This is a genomic window from Roseomonas sp. TS2, assembly GCF_058833935.1.
The window spans coordinates 1-14469 of the sequence record NZ_JCACVY010000115.1 but is presented as its reverse complement, the minus strand read 5'-3'; the positions used below and the strand labels follow the sequence as shown (position 1 = coordinate 14469).

15 protein-coding genes and 1 pseudogene are annotated in these 14469 nt (G+C 74.1%); 2 read left to right on the top strand and 14 right to left on the bottom strand.

The window, feature by feature from the left end; all coding sequences use genetic code 11:
- A pseudogene (locus ACZJYS_RS16650) lies at positions 1 to 438 on the bottom strand (hypothetical protein); the annotation flags it as partial.
- A gap of 265 nt (positions 439 to 703) precedes the next feature.
- Between ACZJYS_RS16650 and ACZJYS_RS16645 the strand changes: the two are divergent.
- Entirely contained in the window at positions 704 to 1900 is a 1197-nt protein-coding gene (locus tag ACZJYS_RS16645; RefSeq protein ID WP_493179648.1) for a flagellar hook protein FlgE, read from the top strand.
- Positions 1901 to 1946: 46 nt separating this feature from the next.
- On the opposite strand, the gene motA is transcribed toward ACZJYS_RS16645, so the two are convergent.
- The 4 genes from motA to ACZJYS_RS16625 all read right to left on the bottom strand — a co-directional run bounded on the left by motA (position 1947) and on the right by ACZJYS_RS16625 (position 5218).
- Complete coding sequence (gene motA / locus ACZJYS_RS16640) at positions 1947 to 2816, bottom strand: flagellar motor stator protein MotA (protein ID WP_109517482.1); 870 nt, start codon at positions 2814 to 2816, stop codon at positions 1947 to 1949.
- Entirely contained in the window at positions 2813 to 3853 is a 1041-nt protein-coding gene (locus ACZJYS_RS16635) for a flagellar motor protein MotB (protein ID WP_379651995.1), read from the bottom strand. The genes motA and ACZJYS_RS16635 overlap by 4 nt, the downstream gene beginning before the upstream one ends.
- Positions 3854 to 3903: 50 nt before the next feature.
- Entirely contained in the window at positions 3904 to 4677 is a 774-nt protein-coding gene (locus tag ACZJYS_RS16630; RefSeq protein ID WP_109517484.1) for a response regulator transcription factor, read from the bottom strand.
- 217 nt (positions 4678 to 4894) lie between these two features.
- Positions 4895 to 5218: a hypothetical protein gene (locus ACZJYS_RS16625; RefSeq protein WP_493179647.1), complete on the bottom strand. Its 324-nt coding sequence runs from the start codon at positions 5216 to 5218 to the stop codon at positions 4895 to 4897.
- A gap of 280 nt (positions 5219 to 5498) precedes the next feature.
- Between ACZJYS_RS16625 and ACZJYS_RS16620 the strand changes: the two genes are divergently transcribed.
- Positions 5499 to 6290 carry a lytic transglycosylase domain-containing protein gene (locus ACZJYS_RS16620; protein WP_493179646.1) on the top strand — a complete coding sequence of 264 codons (792 nt, stop codon included), beginning with the start codon at positions 5499 to 5501 and terminating at the stop codon, positions 6288 to 6290.
- Between the two features lie 16 nt (positions 6291 to 6306).
- Here the strand turns inward: ACZJYS_RS16620 and ACZJYS_RS16615 are convergent, their stop codons facing one another.
- The 9 genes from ACZJYS_RS16615 to flgH all read right to left on the bottom strand — a co-directional run bounded on the left by ACZJYS_RS16615 (position 6307) and on the right by flgH (position 14440).
- Positions 6307 to 7377, bottom strand: a complete 1071-nt coding sequence (locus ACZJYS_RS16615; RefSeq protein ID WP_493179645.1) for a flagellin — start codon at positions 7375 to 7377, stop codon at positions 6307 to 6309.
- A gap of 15 nt (positions 7378 to 7392) precedes the next feature.
- On the bottom strand, positions 7393 to 8898 hold the full coding sequence (locus ACZJYS_RS16610) for a flagellar hook-associated protein FlgK (RefSeq protein WP_493179644.1): 1506 nt from the start codon (positions 8896 to 8898) through the stop codon (positions 7393 to 7395).
- A 48-nt stretch (positions 8899 to 8946) separates the two neighbouring features.
- On the bottom strand, positions 8947 to 10611 hold the full coding sequence (locus ACZJYS_RS16605; protein WP_493179643.1) for an EAL domain-containing protein: 1665 nt from the start codon (positions 10609 to 10611) through the stop codon (positions 8947 to 8949).
- Positions 10604 to 11341 carry a flagellar type III secretion system pore protein FliP gene (fliP, locus tag ACZJYS_RS16600; RefSeq protein ID WP_109517490.1) on the bottom strand — a complete coding sequence of 246 codons (738 nt, stop codon included), beginning with the start codon at positions 11339 to 11341 and terminating at the stop codon, positions 10604 to 10606. The genes ACZJYS_RS16605 and fliP overlap by 8 nt, the downstream gene beginning before the upstream one ends.
- Entirely contained in the window at positions 11341 to 11643 is a 303-nt protein-coding gene (locus ACZJYS_RS16595) for a flagellar biosynthetic protein FliO (RefSeq protein WP_493179642.1), read from the bottom strand. Before ACZJYS_RS16595 ends, fliP begins: the two co-directional genes overlap by 1 nt.
- A gap of 160 nt (positions 11644 to 11803) precedes the next feature.
- Positions 11804 to 12193 carry a hypothetical protein gene (locus ACZJYS_RS16590; RefSeq protein WP_109517492.1) on the bottom strand — a complete coding sequence of 130 codons (390 nt, stop codon included), beginning with the start codon at positions 12191 to 12193 and terminating at the stop codon, positions 11804 to 11806.
- Positions 12190 to 12549: a rod-binding protein gene (locus ACZJYS_RS16585; RefSeq protein WP_493179641.1), complete on the bottom strand. Its 360-nt coding sequence runs from the start codon at positions 12547 to 12549 to the stop codon at positions 12190 to 12192. The genes ACZJYS_RS16590 and ACZJYS_RS16585 overlap by 4 nt, the downstream gene beginning before the upstream one ends.
- Before the next feature lie 23 nt (positions 12550 to 12572).
- A complete protein-coding gene (locus tag ACZJYS_RS16580) occupies positions 12573 to 13703 on the bottom strand; it encodes a flagellar basal body P-ring protein FlgI (RefSeq protein WP_493179640.1) in 1131 nt (376 codons plus the stop codon).
- Positions 13704 to 13714: 11 nt separating this feature from the next.
- Positions 13715 to 14440, bottom strand: coding sequence for a flagellar basal body L-ring protein FlgH (gene flgH / locus ACZJYS_RS16575; RefSeq protein ID WP_109517494.1), 726 nt, complete (start codon positions 14438 to 14440; stop codon positions 13715 to 13717).
- Between the last annotated feature and the right edge of the window lie 29 nt (positions 14441 to 14469).

The following is a 14469-nucleotide window of genomic DNA, read 5'->3' as shown; positions in this document are numbered from 1 at the left end:
AGGGGGCGCTGCCACAGCAGGCTTCGCCGCGCCCTCCGCCGGGCCGGGCGACGGTGAGGAGGCCTGCGGGGCGGGCGGCAGGGCGGTGCCGGTGCGGCCACGCGGCTGGCCGAGGCCGGGTTCGGCCTGGCCGGCGTCCTGCGCCGGCGGGGCCGGCGGCGGCGGGACCGGCAGCGCGGCCGGAAGCGGAAGCCAGGCGGCGACGACGGGCGCCGCGCCGGGCACGGGGGCCGGCGGTTCCTGCGGCGGGGCATCCTGCCACAGCGGCAAGCCGTCCCGGCCGGGGGCGGCGCCGTTCGGGGCGGCGGGCGCCGTGCCGGCGGCCGGCGCCTCGCCCAGCGCCGCGAACAACTCCGCGAATGCTCCCTCGGCCCCGGCCGCGTTGGCGCCGGAGGGGCAGGGGGGCGGCGTCGGAAGCGCGGCGATGGCAGGCATCATGGGTGTGGGCCTGGAAGGATCTCGAAGCCTCCCCAGCAAAAGCGGGGCCAGAGCGCGGCCCGCGCCGCCAGGCCCCCGGACCCTGCCACATGGCGCCGCCACCCGGCAGAAACTGCCGGCCGCCCGGCAATCCCTGCCACCCGGACCCGGCACGGCGGCGCATCCGACCCGCCGGCAGGCTGGCATGGCGGTTGCAACCGCCTTGCCTCATCCGGGCCGCGGCATTGCCGCACAGGCCCCTGGCCCGCTGCAAGGAACCCCGCGGATGTCGCTGTTCGGCTCCATGACCACCGCCATCTCCGGCATGAACGCGCAGGCGCGCGCGCTCGGCCACATCTCGGACAATGTCGCCAACAGCCAGACCATCGGCTTCAAGCGCACCGACACCAGCTTCGCCAACCTGCTGACGCAATCGAACGAGCGGACCCACGCGCCGAGCGCGGTGGTGGCCACGCCGAGCGCCACGGTCTCGCTGCAGGGCTCGGTGGAGACGGTGGAGAACCCGCTCTCCCTGGCGCTTTCCGGCAATGGGCTGTTCAGCGTGGCGCAGGCCGCCGGCCGCAATGCCGACGGCTCTCTGACCTTCGACACCCAGCCGCTCTTCACCCGCGCCGGCGACTTCCGCAAGGACAGCTCGGGCTACCTGGTCAATGGCAGCGGCTATGCGCTGCAGGGCTGGGCCGCCAACGCGGCGGGCGAGGCGCAGCAGGGCGTGCTGGCGCCGGTCCGCATCAGCGATGCGCCGCTGCCGGCCACCGCGACGCGCACCGTGACCCTGAACGCCAGCCTGCCGAAGGGCGCCGCCGCCCCCATCCAGAGCCAGGTGCAGATCTACAACGCGGCCGGCGAGCAGCAGACGGTGAACCTGACCTGGACGCGCACCGCCGACAATGCGTGGAATGTCGCGGGAACGACGGCGGAGGGCGCGGCGCTCGGCGAGGCGAATCTCGCCTTCGACGCGAACACCGGCGCGCTCACCAACAATCCACCGCAGGCGGTGCTGGGCGCCGGGGACGCGGCGCTCACCCTGAACCTCGCCAACCTCGCCCAGGGGCCCGTCGCCGCCTACGAGCAGCGCAGCGTCACCGTCGACGGCAGCCGCGCCGGCGCCTTCCGCTCCGCCGCCATCCGCGACAATGGCGATGTCGTCGTCAGCTACGACAACGGACAGAGCCGTACCGTGGCCAAGGTGCCCGTCGTCACCTTCACCAATCCGGACGCGCTGCAGCGGATGGACGGCCAGGCCTTCGGCATGACCGCGGAGGCGGGCACCATGCAGGTGCAGGCGGCCGGCACCCAGGGCGCCGGCACCCTCTCCAGCAGCGCGGTGGAGCGCTCCAACGTGGACATCGCCGCCGAGTTCTCGAAGCTCGTCGTGGCGCAGCGCGCCTACACCGCCAACACCCGCGTCGTCACCACCAGCGACGAGATGCTGAACGAGACGATCAACATGCGCCGCTGACGCGGCGCACGGAAAGCCGGGCGCCGCCGCTGCGGCGGCGCCCGGCTCAGGCGGCCGCCGCCGCCTCGTTCAGGGTGGTCTCCAGCGACTGGAAGCTCGGCATCAGGTCGGAAGGCACGGTCTTGCGGCCGACCTCCACCGCCACCTGCGGCGCGTTGCCGTGCAGGTGGGCGACGAGCACGGCGCGCACCACCTCCAGGTACTTCGCCTCCTCCATCACCACAGCCTTCAGCTTGCTCGCCAGCGGCCCCACCAGCCCGTAGGCCAGCAGCACGCCGAGGAAGGTGCCCACCAGCGCGCCGCCGATCATGGCGCCCAGCACCGCCGGCGGCTGGTCGATGCTGCCCATCGTCTTGATGACGCCGAGCACGGCGGCGACGATGCCGAGCGCCGGCAGCGCATCCGCCACGCTCTGCAGGGCGTGGGCGGCGTGCAGCTCCTCCTCGCGGATCTTGCGCAGCTCGCGCTGCATCACGTCCTCGATCTGGTGCGGGTCGTCGGCGTTCATGCCGATCATGCGCAGATAGTCGCAGATCAGCGCGGTGGCATGGCGGTCGGCCAGGATGCGCGGAAAGGCGGTGAAGATGCTGCTCTCCTCCGGCTTCTCGATATGCGGCTCCAGCCCCACGGCGCCCCGCGTCTGCGCCACGCGCAGCAGGCGGTGCAGCAGCGTGCACAGGTCGAGATAATCCTGCCGCCCGTAGCGCGCGCCCTTGAGCGCCTTCGCCAGCCCGCCCAGCGTGTGCTTCACATGCGCCATGGAGTTGGACATCAGGAAGCTGCCCACGGCGGCGCCGCCGATGATGAGCATCTCGAAGGGCAGGGCATGCAGGATCGGGCCGAGCTTGCCGCCCGCCGCCAGGTAGCCGCCGAACACGCAGGCGAGCACGACGCCGAAGCCGGCGAGCAGGATCATCGGGAAGCTCCGGGGTCGGCGGGGCGTGGTGTCTCGGGCAGCGCCACCAGGATGGAGGCGCGGCGGTTGGCGGCATCCTCCGGGCGCTCGGGGCGCAGCAGCTCCCGGTCGGCGCGGCCGGTGACGGCGCGGATGCGCTCCTCGGCCACGCCCGCCTCCACCAGCAGGCGGCGCGTGGCGCCGGCGCGCTCGGCCGAGAGGTCCCAGTTGGAGCGGTCGGCATTGCCGCGGAAGGGCGTGGCGTCGGTATGGCCGCTGATGTCGACAGGGTTCGGCAGGCGCGCGACGACGGCGGCGACGCGCATCAGCAGCGCGCGGCCACGGGCATTGGGCGCCGCCTGCCCGGCGGCGAAGACCGGCTGGCCCTCGGCGTCGACGAGCTGGATGCGCAGCCCCTCGCGCACCTGCTCCAGCATCAGCTGCGGCGCCAGCTCGGCAAGCTGCGGATCGTCGGCCACGCTGCGGCGGATCTCGGCCGCGGCGCGGTCCAGCGCCTCGCGCTCCAGCGCCTCGCGTTCCGGGCCGTGCGTGGCGGCGCCGGGCGGCGGCGCGGCCTGCGCCTCCTGCTCCGCCGTGGCGACAACCCGCCGCGCCATCGCCATCTCCGGCGCCGGGCGGCGCAGCGGGTAGGCCGAACGGGCGGCTTCGGGAGGCAGCGTGTCCTCCTCGTCCTGCTCGGTCATCTCCGCCGGCAGGGGCATGGCCGGCAGCGCCATCTGCACGCCGCCCGAGGGTGGCGTCTCGCCGGCCAGCGTGCGGTCACTGTTCATGGTGCGGCCGCCGAAGGGCTCGCCGGAGCCGGACGCCGCGCGGCCGAGGATGTTGGTGGGCGCGAAATAGTCGGCCAGGCCGCGCCGCTGCGCGTCGGTCGTGGCGTTGATCAGCCACATCAGCAGGAAGAACGCCATCATCGCCGTGACGAAGTCGGCATAGGCGATCTTCCAGGCGCCGCCATGGTGGGCGTGCTCCTCGCCCTCCTCCTCGCGGCGGATGACGATGGTGGGGGAGGGGTCCCCTTTGCCAGGTCGCTTGGCCATTCACGAACTCCTGCCGCGCCCCCGTGGCGGGGGCGCGGGGAAGCGGTCTGTCAGGCCACGGCCGCGGCGAACGCCTCGGGCAGCAGATGGGCGCGGCGCTGGCGCGGCTGGCCGGCGAAGAAGCGCTGGCGGGCCTGGGCCACGTCGGCCTCCGCCGGCTCGCGCAGCACATAGCCGCTGCCCCAGACGGTGCGCACGATCTCCGCCGCGCCGGCCGCGGCCAGCTTGCGCCGCAGCTTGCAGACGAAGACGTCGAGCACGCGCACATTCGGCCCTTCGTTCAGGCCATAGGCGCGGCTCATGAACTGCTCCTTGGTGAGCAGCATGCCGGGGCGCAGCATCAGCGTCTCCAGCACCTCGAACTCGCGCGCCGTCAGGCGCACATGCCGCCCATCGACCATGACATGGCGTTGCGCCTGGTCGAGGGTGACGTTGCCGCAGTTCAGCACGGCGGAGGCATGGCCCAGCACCCGGCGCTGGATGGCCTGCAGACGCACCACCAGGAGCTGCGTGCTGACCGGCATGGTCAGCACGTCGTCGGCGCCGTGATTGAAGGCGGCCTGCTCCTCCTCGACGCGCAACCTGCTGGCGAGGATGACGACCGGCACCCGCAGGCCGCGGCCCCGGATCTCCCGCAGCACGGCGATGGCCTCCGCCGCGTTGTCGTTGGCCTGCAACACGATCGCGTCATAGGGACCGCTGAACTGGGCGATGGAAGCAGTCTCGCAGAATGGCGTCGCCACGTCGCAGACATGACCCAGCCGGGTGAGGTCGCGGTGCAACCCCTGCGGGGAGGCGAGGAGAGAAGCGGCGAGGATAAGCATGCCAGTCCTTGCGATTTTCGCTGCGAACGGGAGGTCCGGGCCGAGGCTCCACAACCATTGAGCGAGCCTCACAATTTAGCGATCTATGACCTTTCAAAAATTTGCGCAAGCAGAGGTTGCAGGGGATCAAGCAACACAACGGCCATATGTGCTTTTTCGGCACTATCCATATGGTTGATAGAAATTACACTCTGGGTTGTATTGGTGCGGATCTACTTCATGCACCGGGAAGGCGCTTCGCCATCTCGATGCGCAGGCGCAGGGCCAGGGCGGGGCCGTCGGGCCCCAGGGCCGGCGTGCCCTCCAGCTCCCGCGCCAGCGCGGACAGCTCCGCCGGCGCGGGCACCTGATCACCTAGGCCCAGGGCGAGCAGCTGGAACCGGCGCAGCATGTCCGCCGCTTCCTCCAGCACGGCCCCGGCCGGGCGCCTCCGGCGGGGCAGATCCTGCTCCTCCGCCTGGATTCCCAGCAGCGACAGAGCCCCTGCCGCATTCGCCTCCTGCGGCCCGTCCAGGGCGGAAATCCGGTCTCCCGGCGACATCGCGCCGCGCAGGCTGAAGGCTCCTCCGGGCCCGGCCGGGCGGCGCCGCGCTGCTGGACCTGCGGGACCCAGAGCGGAAGGAGGCAGGAAGGGCGGCACCAGGGACATGGGCGGGACAGACCGGTTGTGGCGGAGCGAGCCATGAAGTTGCGTGAATTTCTTAGCGATCTATGAATCTGGCCCTATGCAACCCAGGGTGGCGCATTTTTCTGGCACAGACCTTGCTGTCCGAAGCGGCATGAGCCGCCATCTTTCCCTTTCTGGTTTTGTTCAACTTGCCGTGTTGGCCCTGCTCCTGCTGCCCAGCGTGAGCATGGCGGCAACTGTAAGTTGTCGTGAGGCGATTGTGCAGGCGGAGCGGGATTACAACCTGCCGCCGCGTCTCCTCGCGGCCATCGCGCGCGTCGAGTCCGGGCGGAGAAATCCGGCGACGGGGCAGGTGGACCCCTATCCCTGGACCATCAACGCGGAAGGGCGCGGCAGCATGTTCCCCTCGCGCTCGGCAGGAATTGCCGCGGTGCAGGAATTGCAGGCCGGAGGCATGCGCTCGATCGACGTGGGCTGCATGCAGATCAACCTGCGCCACCACCCAAGGGCCTTCGCCAGCCTGGAGGAAGCCTTCGACCCCCTGGCCAATGCGCGCTACGCCGCCCGCTTCCTGCGGGAACTGATGGACGCCAAGCAGGACTGGCACCGTGCCACCGCGAGCTACCACTCGCAGAACCCGCAATTCGGCGAGCCCTACCTGGCCAAGGTGCTGGCCGCCTGGGAGGATGAGAAGCGCCTGCCGGATGCGGCGCCGGCCATGGGCCTCGCCCAGGCCGCGCCGCCGGCGGGGCAGGGCGCGGTGGGGGGCGGCTTCTTCCTGGGCGCGGGGGAGAGCACAGCGCGCGGCCTGGCCGCCTACCGGGCCGCGCCGGTGCCAGTGGCCGGGGCATCGCGCCGGGTCGTGCAGGCCGCCTCGGTGGTGGCCCCTCCGAAGGGGGCTCCTTCGGCCGCGGCGCCGCAGCCCGTGCAGCGGGCGCTGCCCTTCTTCTTCCTCGCCTCCAGCCCGGCGCCCGCCGCCAACTGAGGCGCGGCGCCCGGCCTCAGCGCAGGAAGTTGGCCAGGGACATCTCGCCCAGCATGGCCAGGCTCTTGTAGCTGGCCTGCAGCTGGGTCTGGATCGCCTGCATGCGCACGAAGGCCTCGGCAGGGTCCACCGATTCCAGCGCGCCCACCTGCAGCTCGAGCTGCCCCGCCACCTCGCGGTTCTGCGCCGCGACGCCTTCCAGGCGCTGCTCGGTGTTGCCCAGCGCGCCCGCCTCGCCATTCACCCCGTCGGCGGCGGCACGCAGGGTGCGCACGGTGCCCTGCAGCAGCGCCGCCACATCGGCTTCCGCCGGCGCGGCGTCGAGGTTGGCCAGCACGCTCAGCCCGTGCAGCAGGTCGCGCGCCCAGGAACCGGTGCTGTCCTCGCCGGGGCGGGCACCCGTGGCATTGCGGTTGGCGTAGAGCCCGAGCTCGATTCGCACCCCCTCGCCCAGCGTGACGCCCGGGCGCGGGTCGTCGATCTCGCCGCGCGCGGCGGCGCTGGCATGGGCGGAGAAAGGGGTGATGCCCGGCGCGTCGCTCGCGGCCAGGGCACGGGTCTCGGCCAGCACGGCGGCGGCGTCGTCCTGCCCCAGCCGGGCCATGGCCGCGCGGGTGCCGGCATAGAGCCCGGTCTGCTGGATCTCGCCGGGGTTGACGATGGGGCTGCCCGTGGGGTCGCTGCCGCCGAACAGCGCCTCGCCCTGGTAGCGCTCGCCGAGCAGCCCGGCCACCTCGGCCAGGGCGGCGCGGGCATTCTGCGCCACCATGGCGCGGTCCGGCCCCAGCGTGCCGAGCGCGCTGCCGGCCGCCTCGGCCATGCCGTTGGCGATCTCGGAGAAGCGGCCGAGCACGGTCTGCGTATAGGCCAGCTTCGCGCCGGCGGTCTCGGCGCTGGTGGCCAGCGTCTCGCGGCGCGACCATTCGGCGCGCAGGTCGACCGAGCGGCGCGCATCGGCGCCCAGCCCGGCATAGCTGTCGGCCCGCTGGCCGGAGGCGGCCTGGCGCGTCGCCTCATCGAAGCGCGCGCGCAACTGCGCCGCCGCCAGCATCGTGCTGTCCAGGCTCCGGAAGCCGCTGATCGCCATGGGCCGCGCCCCTCCTTACCGCACCGTCGCCAGCAGAGCGTCCCACATGCTCTGCACGACGGACATCACCCGTGCATTGGCGGCATAGGCATTCTGCAGCTGCACCATCGCCGCCATCTCGGCATCGACATCGACACCCTCGCGCGCCTGCACCATGGCGTCGAACTGCGCCCGCACGGCGCCGGACTGCGCGGCGGCGGCCGAGGCGGCATCGGCCTCGGCGCTCTGCCGCCCCAGGGTGGCGGCGGCGTAGTCGCCGATCCGCTGCGCGCCGCCGGTGCCGGTGGCCAGCGTGCCGCCCGGGCCGAGATTGTTGCCGGCGATCGCCGCATGCGGCATGCCGGCGGCCGATTCGAGACCGAAGGCGTAATCGCCCACACGGTTGAGCAGGGCGGTGTAGCCGCTCGGCCCGCCCGCCGGGTTGGGCGGGAACCCGCCCGAATCGGGCGTGCCGTCGCGCAGCAGCGCCGGGTTTGCGGCGATGGCCGGGTTGACCGCCATCCGCCCGGCGAAGCCGGCGATGGCCGGGCCGGCACCCGCGGCGGTCGGGTCTGGGGGAGCGCCGCCGCCGGGCTCGGTGAACAGGCGCAGCCCCTGCTCCTCCAGACGGTGCGCCAGGGTGGCGGCGGTCATGTCCAGCTCGGCCTGCATGCGCGGCAGCGTCTCGTCGCGCAGGGCGAAGCCCTCGCCGATGCGGCCGCCGAGCGCCGCGCCATCGGCCAGGTTCATGCCGTTCAGCGTCAGCCCGGGCAGGGTGCCAGCCGGGGCGCCGTGGTAGCTGCCGGCCGTCACCGTGGCATCGGCCAGGGCGAAGGGGCTGGCCTTGGGGTCCAGCGGCAGGGTGTGGCCGCCCGGCAGCATCAGGGTGACACCGCCATTCTCCGCCGCCAGCGGCGTCACGCCGACCAGGGTGGAGAGGCTGGCCACGGCGGCGTCGCGCTGGTCCTGCAGGGCGGCGGCGCCGCGCCCGGCGGCGGTCTCGTTGCGCACCAGGATGTCGAGGCGCGCGATGTCCTGCAGCAGGGTGTTGGCGCTGCCGACATCGGCGCGCAGGCCGTCCTGCACGCCCTGGCGGGCGCGGTCCAGGGCGCCGCCAAGCGCGTTCATCCGCCCGGCCAGCGCACGCGCCGACTCCAGCGTGGCGGATTGCGCGGTGCTGTCGGCCGGGCTGGCGGCGAGGCTGGCGAAGCTGTCGCGCAGCGCGCCGATCAGCCCGGCCGGGCTGGTGCCGTCCGCCGGATCGCCCAGCAGGCGGGAGAGGGCGCCGAGCGTGTCGCTGCGCAGGCCGGCGGCGGCTTCCTCGGCGGCGGCGCGGCGCGCCTCCAGCCGCAGCGCCGGGTCGATGTCCCGCCGCGGGTCGAGCGCCCGCACCCCGCCGGTGAGGAGGGATTGCCCCTCCACCTGCTTGCGGGTGTAGCCGGCCACGCCGGCACCGGCGACATTCTGCGCCGCCGTGCCGAGTTGCCGGCTCGTCAGCCGCAGGCCGCTGCTGGCGGTGAGGAGCGCGCTATCGAGGCTCATGCCGCGCATCACAGCCGGCAAATGTTAACCGCATGCGTCCGGCTCCGCTCACTCGGCCTGCAGGGCGCGGCCGCTGAGATGCCCCGGCAGCCGGCCGGGCCGGCCGAACAGCCAGCCCTGGCCGTAGCGGGCGCCGAAGCCAAGCGCCACGGCGGCATCCGCCTCGGTCTCGATCCGCTCCGCCACCACCTCGGCGCCGAGGGCATGGGCCAGCTCCACCAGCGCGGTGACGAAGGCACGGTCCTCGGCGCGGGCGGGGCCGTCCAGCCCGGTGACGAGCCGGCCATCCAGCTTCACCAGCGCCGGGCGCAGCAGGCGGAGATAGCTCAGCCCCGCCGCGCCGGCGCCGAAATCATCGACGCAAAGCACCACGCCACGCTCGCGCAGGGCGGAGCAGGTGGCGGCGGCGGCCACCTCGTCCTCGATCTCGGCGGTCTCCGTCACCTCCAGCAGCAGGCGGCGCCGCAGCGCCGGCGGGGTGGCGTCGAGCAGCGCCAGCAGCCGGGCGCGGAAGCCGCCATCCTGCAGCGACAGGCCGGAGATGTTGCAGGCCAGGCGCAACGCCGTGTCGCCCTGCTCCATCGCCAGCAGGGTGGACTGCACCACGGCCAGGTCGAGCTCCACCGCCAGCCCCAGCATCTCCGCCAGGGTGACGAAATCCTGCGGGCTGTGCGGCACGCCGGCCTCGCCGGGCCAGGGGCGGATCAGCGCCTCGTAATGCGCCGCCGGCCGGCCCTCGCGGCCGAGTGCGACGATGGGCTGGTAGGCCAGGGAGAAGCGGCGGCCGGCGACGGCGCGGCCGAGCGCCGCGCTGCGCCGGCCGGCGGCGGCGACGAAGCCGTGCAGCCCTTCCTCGAACCCCGCTCTTGCCAGGGCCGCGGCCCCCCCCTGCGCGAAGGTGCCGAGCGCCAGGCGCAGCGCGCGCACCGCCTGCGGCCCGCTCAGCCCGGCCGACTCGGGGTCCGCCAGCGGCAGGGTCTGGGCCGAGACGGCCGCCCCCGACATCCCGGCGGCGCCGAGGATGGCCTGCAGCCGCTCCACCACCGCGCCGAGGCTGGCATCGCCGGCGGGGCCGAGCACGCCGAAGCGCCCCGGCGCCAGCTGCGCCGCCACGCCATCCGGGCCGGCATGGTCGGCCAGGGCGGCGGCCACGTCGCGCGCCAGGGCAGGGCGGGGGGAGATCCGCCCGTCGGCGCCGGAGAGTTCCATCAGCGACAGCACGGTGCCGGCCTCGCCCTCCCGCAATGTCGCCTCGGCGCGGCGGGCCAGCAGGCCGGGCTCGCCAGGGGCGGGAGAAGGCGCCGGCGCAGGGCAGGGCTCCGCCGCCTGCGGCATGGCCATCGGCTCGGGCAGGGCGGTGAAGCACAGCGCCAGCCGCGCCCCGGCCAGGCGCAGCCCGTTGAGCAGCTGGGGCGGATGTCCGGGGCAGGCCAGCCGCAGCACCAGCGGCGGCAGCCGGCCCTCGGCGGCCAGCCGCGCCAGGGCACCCTCCAGCCTCGGGCGGTCTTCCGGCGCCACCAGGGCGCGCAGCGGCCCGCCCAGCGCCGCCGTGCCCAGCCGCGGCAGCAGCGTGCCCGCCAGGAAGGCGATCTGGCCGCCGGGGTCCGTCTCCACCATCAGCCCGGCGGCGGCGAAGGCGAAGGCGGCGAGGCGGTCGGGGCCGGCCTCGTCCGTGGCGGCGGAAGGCGGCGGCCGCAGCGCCGTCTCAGCCACCACCGGCGAAGCCCTGCACCAGGCTGCCCGAGACCAGCCGCCAGCCATCGACCATGACGAAGAACACCAGCTTGAAGGGCAGCGAGATGGTGGGGGGCGGCAGCATCATCATGCCGAGGCCCATCAGCACGCTGGCCACCACCAGGTCGATGATGAGGAAGGGCAGGAACAGCAGGAAGCCGATCTCGAAGGCGCGGCGCAGCTCGCCCACCATGAAGGCGGGCACCAGGGCGCGCCAGGGCGTCTGCTCCGGCGCGGCCACCTCGGGCATGCGCCCAAGCTCCAGGAAGAGCGCGATGTCCTCATCCCGCGCATTGGCCAGCATGAAGCCGCGGAACGGCTCGGCGGCGGCGCGCAGCCCGGCCATCTCCTCGATCTGCCCGGCCGCCATGGGCTGCAGCCCTTGGCTCCAGGACTGCTCCAACACCGGCTGCATGACGAAGAAGGTGAGGAACAGCGACAGCCCGATCAGCACCGGGTTGGGCGGGATGCCGGGCGCGCCGAGGGCGCTGCGCAGCAGCGACAGCACGATGGCGATCCGCGCGAAGGCCGTGGCCATCACCAGCAGCGAGGGCGCCAGCGAGAGCAGGCCGATCAGCGCCGTGAGCTGCACGAGCCGCGCGGTGGCCCCGGCGCCACCCGCCCCCAGGTCGAGATTGAGGCTCTGCGCCAGGGCCGGGACCGGCAGCAGGGCGAGGGCAAGCGCCAGGAAGACGGCAAGGCGGCGCATCAGCGTGGCTCCGCTGCGGCGCCGGCACCGGGCGTGGCGCTGAGCAGCAGGTCCTGCGGGCCGCCGGTCAGCACCAGCAGCTCGCGCCCGTCGCAGCGCAGCAGCAGCAGGCGGCGGCGCGGGTCGATCGGCAGGCTCTCCAGCAGGGCCAGGCGGCGCGGCGCGGCGCCGCTCCCCTGGCGGCCGGCAGCCGCCAGGCCAGGCGCCAGGCCCAGGCGGCGCACCACCTGGCCGGCCAGCACGACCAGACCCAGCACCACCACCAGCGCCACCAGGGCACTCAGCGCCAACTCGGAGTTCATCGCGGCACCGGCCTCCTGCCTCGCCCAGACCGCCCCGCGGAAGGGAGCCGGCGGGGCGGCCTTCTGCCGCGCCGCGGCTGCGGGACGGCGGGAAGGGAGCAAGAAGCCGTTGACGTGTTGTTAACGGTTCTCGCGATCCGGAGAGAACCGTCTCCCGCGCTCAGGCCCGCAGGGAGAGCGCCAGGGGTGCCGCGCCGGCCGTCCCCGCGGGGCCGTAGCCCTGCGTGGCGGACGCCGCCTGCCCGGCGGCGCGCGCCATGGTCTCGATCACCCGCGCCTGCACGGCCAGGGCCTGCTGCAGCATGGCGCGGTTGGCCTCGACACCCGCCCGCAGCCGGTCCACCAGCAAGGCAAGGTCGGCGGCCACCGGCCGCAGCGCCTCGGGCGGAATGGCGGCACGGGCCGCCAGGAAGGCCTCCAGCGCCGCCTGCTTCGCCCCCCCCAGGGTGGCGGCGGCGGCGAGGTCGCGCGCCGCCAGGGCGCGGGTCTCGGCCTCCAGCGCCGCGGCCAGGTCCAGCGCGGCGCGCTCCAGCGTGGCGATGGCGCTCATCGGCCGCTGCCTCCCGCCGGGGCCTGCGGCCCGAGCCGGGGACCGACCTGCGGGCCAGCCTGTGCCTCCGCCTGCAGGCGCTGCATCTCGGCCAGCACCGCGGCGCCGAGTCCCACGCCGCCGGCCTTGGCCATGGCGCGGCCGAACTGCTCCACCAGCATCGGGCGCCACTGCGCCTCGGCATTGCCGCCACCGAAGGGGCCGTCGGTTGCCAGGGTCTCGAACATCGGCTGCAGCAGGGCGCCGAGCACCTGGGCCTCGAAGGCCTCGGCGGCGCGGCGCTGCGCCGCCTCGGTGCCGCCGCGCGGCGCGGCGGGCGCGGCGAGCGGCGACAGGGCGGGGAGGGGCTGGGTCATGCGGTCTCCCATGGCGGTGTGGCTCACCGGACCTCCAGATCGGCCTGGAGGGCGCCGGCGGCCTTGATGGTCTGCAGGATGGAAATCATGTCGCGCGGGCCGATGCCGAGGTTGTTCAGCCCGCGCACCAGCTCGTCGAGCGAGACGCCGCCGCGCAGCACGCTGAGCCGGCGCTCGGACTGGTCGTCGATCTCGATGCCGGTGCGCGGCACCACCACCGTCTCGCCGTTGGAGAGCGGCCCGGGCTGGCTCACCTGCGGCGCCTCGGTGACGCGGATGGCGAGGTTGCCCTGGGCGATGGCGACCGTGCTGATGCGCACATCCGCTCCCATGACGATGGTGCCGGAGGCCTCCTCGATCACCACCCGCGCGCGCTGGTCGGGCTCGACGCGGAGCTGCTCGATCTCGGTCGCGAACCCCACCGGGTCCCGCCCCGCGAGGGAGACGACGACGGTGCGCGGATCCATCGCGCTGGCCGCGCCGGCGCCGGCCAGGCGGTTGATGGCGTTGGCGATGCGGCGGGCCGTGGTCAGGTCCGGGTTGCGGAGCGAGAGGCGGAGCTGGGACTTGCCGGCGAAGGCATAGGGCACCTCGCGCTCGACGATGGCGCCGTTGGCGATGCGCCCCGAGGTCGGCACCCCGCGCGTGACGGAGCTGGCGGCGCCCCGCGCGGCGATGGCGCCGGTGGCCAGCGCGCCCTGCGCCACGGCATAGACCTCGCCATCGGCGCCGAGCAGCGGCGTCACCACCAGCATTCCGCCGGTGAGGTTGGTGGCGTCGCCCAGCGCCGAGACGGTGATGTCGATGCGCGTGCCGGTGCGCATGAAGGGCGGCAGGTTCGCCGTCACCATCACCGCCGCCACGTTGCGCGTGTCGAGCTGCCGCTCCTGGTCGCGCGTGTTGACGCCGAGCCGCTCCAGCATGCCGATCAGCGATTGCCGGGTGAAGACGGCGGTGCGCAGCCGGTCCCCCGTGCCGTTCAGCCCGACCACGAGCCCGTAGCCGACGAGCTGGTTGTCGCGCACGCCCTCGATGTCGGCGATGTCCTTGACGCGCATGCCGAAGCCGGCGCCGCGCTGGGCCAGGGCGGGCGCGGCGGCGGCGAGGAAGGCCAGCAGCAGGAGCAGGAGTAGCGTGGGGGCGAGGCGGCGCATCACGGGGCGCCTCAGAACGGCAGCACGATGTCGAGGAACTGCTGGCCGTAGCGCGGCGTCTGCACGTCGCTCACCGTGCCGCGGCCGCCATAGGCGATGCGCGCCTCGGCCAGCCGGTCGTGCCGCACCGTGTTGTCGCTGCCGATGTCCTGCGGGCGGGCGATGCCGCTCACCTGCAATTCGCGCAGCTCGTGGTTCACCCGCACCTGCTGGCGGCCGGCCACCACCAGGTTGCCGTTGGGCAGCATCTGCACCACCGTCGCGGCGACGCGCAGCGTGACGCTCTCCGTCCGGTCGATGGACCCCTCGCCGCGGCTGACCGAGCCGCTCTCGGCGGTCAGCAGGTTGCCGCCGGCGGCGGCGCCGGGCAGCCGGGTCTGGTAGCCGAACAGGCGCGGCAGGCCGAGATCCTCGCTGTTGGTGCGGCTGCGCTCGGTGCTGTTCTCCAGCCGCGCGCGGTCCTGGATCTGCACCAGCAGCGTGACGAGGTCGCCCACCTGGGCGGCGCGCTGGTCGCGCAGGAAGGTGCGGCTGCCGGGGCGCCAGAGGCTGTTGCCCTCGGCCACCGGCGCGGCGGGGGGCGGCATCGGCATCGAGATCTGCCGCCAGGCCGGCGCGGCGGTCGGGCTTTCCATCGGCGCCATCTCGGGCGCGCGGCCGATCTCGGAGAGGCGCGAGAAATTGTCGCAGGCGGCAAGGCCGAGCAGCAGCGGCAGCAGGCGGAGGGAGCGGGACATGACCAGGATTTTTCCGGTGCAGATTCAGG

Coding starts and splice junctions, on each gene's coding strand:
- ACZJYS_RS16645 (WP_493179648.1), top strand. CDS start 704: ATGTCGCTGTTCGGCTCCATGACCACCGCCATCTCCGGCATGAACGCG.
- motA (WP_109517482.1), bottom strand. CDS start 2,816: ATGATCCTGCTCGCCGGCTTCGGCGTCGTGCTCGCCTGCGTGTTCGGC.
- ACZJYS_RS16635 (WP_379651995.1), bottom strand. CDS start 3,853: ATGGCCAAGCGACCTGGCAAAGGGGACCCCTCCCCCACCATCGTCATC.
- ACZJYS_RS16630 (WP_109517484.1), bottom strand. CDS start 4,677: ATGCTTATCCTCGCCGCTTCTCTCCTCGCCTCCCCGCAGGGGTTGCAC.
- ACZJYS_RS16625 (WP_493179647.1), bottom strand. CDS start 5,218: ATGTCGCCGGGAGACCGGATTTCCGCCCTGGACGGGCCGCAGGAGGCG.
- ACZJYS_RS16615 (WP_493179645.1), bottom strand. CDS start 7,377: ATGGCGATCAGCGGCTTCCGGAGCCTGGACAGCACGATGCTGGCGGCG.
- ACZJYS_RS16610 (WP_493179644.1), bottom strand. CDS start 8,898: ATGAGCCTCGATAGCGCGCTCCTCACCGCCAGCAGCGGCCTGCGGCTG.
- fliP (WP_109517490.1), bottom strand. CDS start 11,341: ATGCGCCGCCTTGCCGTCTTCCTGGCGCTTGCCCTCGCCCTGCTGCCG.
- ACZJYS_RS16595 (WP_493179642.1), bottom strand. CDS start 11,643: ATGAACTCCGAGTTGGCGCTGAGTGCCCTGGTGGCGCTGGTGGTGGTG.
- ACZJYS_RS16590 (WP_109517492.1), bottom strand. CDS start 12,193: ATGAGCGCCATCGCCACGCTGGAGCGCGCCGCGCTGGACCTGGCCGCG.
- ACZJYS_RS16585 (WP_493179641.1), bottom strand. CDS start 12,549: ATGACCCAGCCCCTCCCCGCCCTGTCGCCGCTCGCCGCGCCCGCCGCG.
- ACZJYS_RS16580 (WP_493179640.1), bottom strand. CDS start 13,703: ATGCGCCGCCTCGCCCCCACGCTACTCCTGCTCCTGCTGCTGGCCTTC.
- flgH (WP_109517494.1), bottom strand. CDS start 14,440: ATGTCCCGCTCCCTCCGCCTGCTGCCGCTGCTGCTCGGCCTTGCCGCC.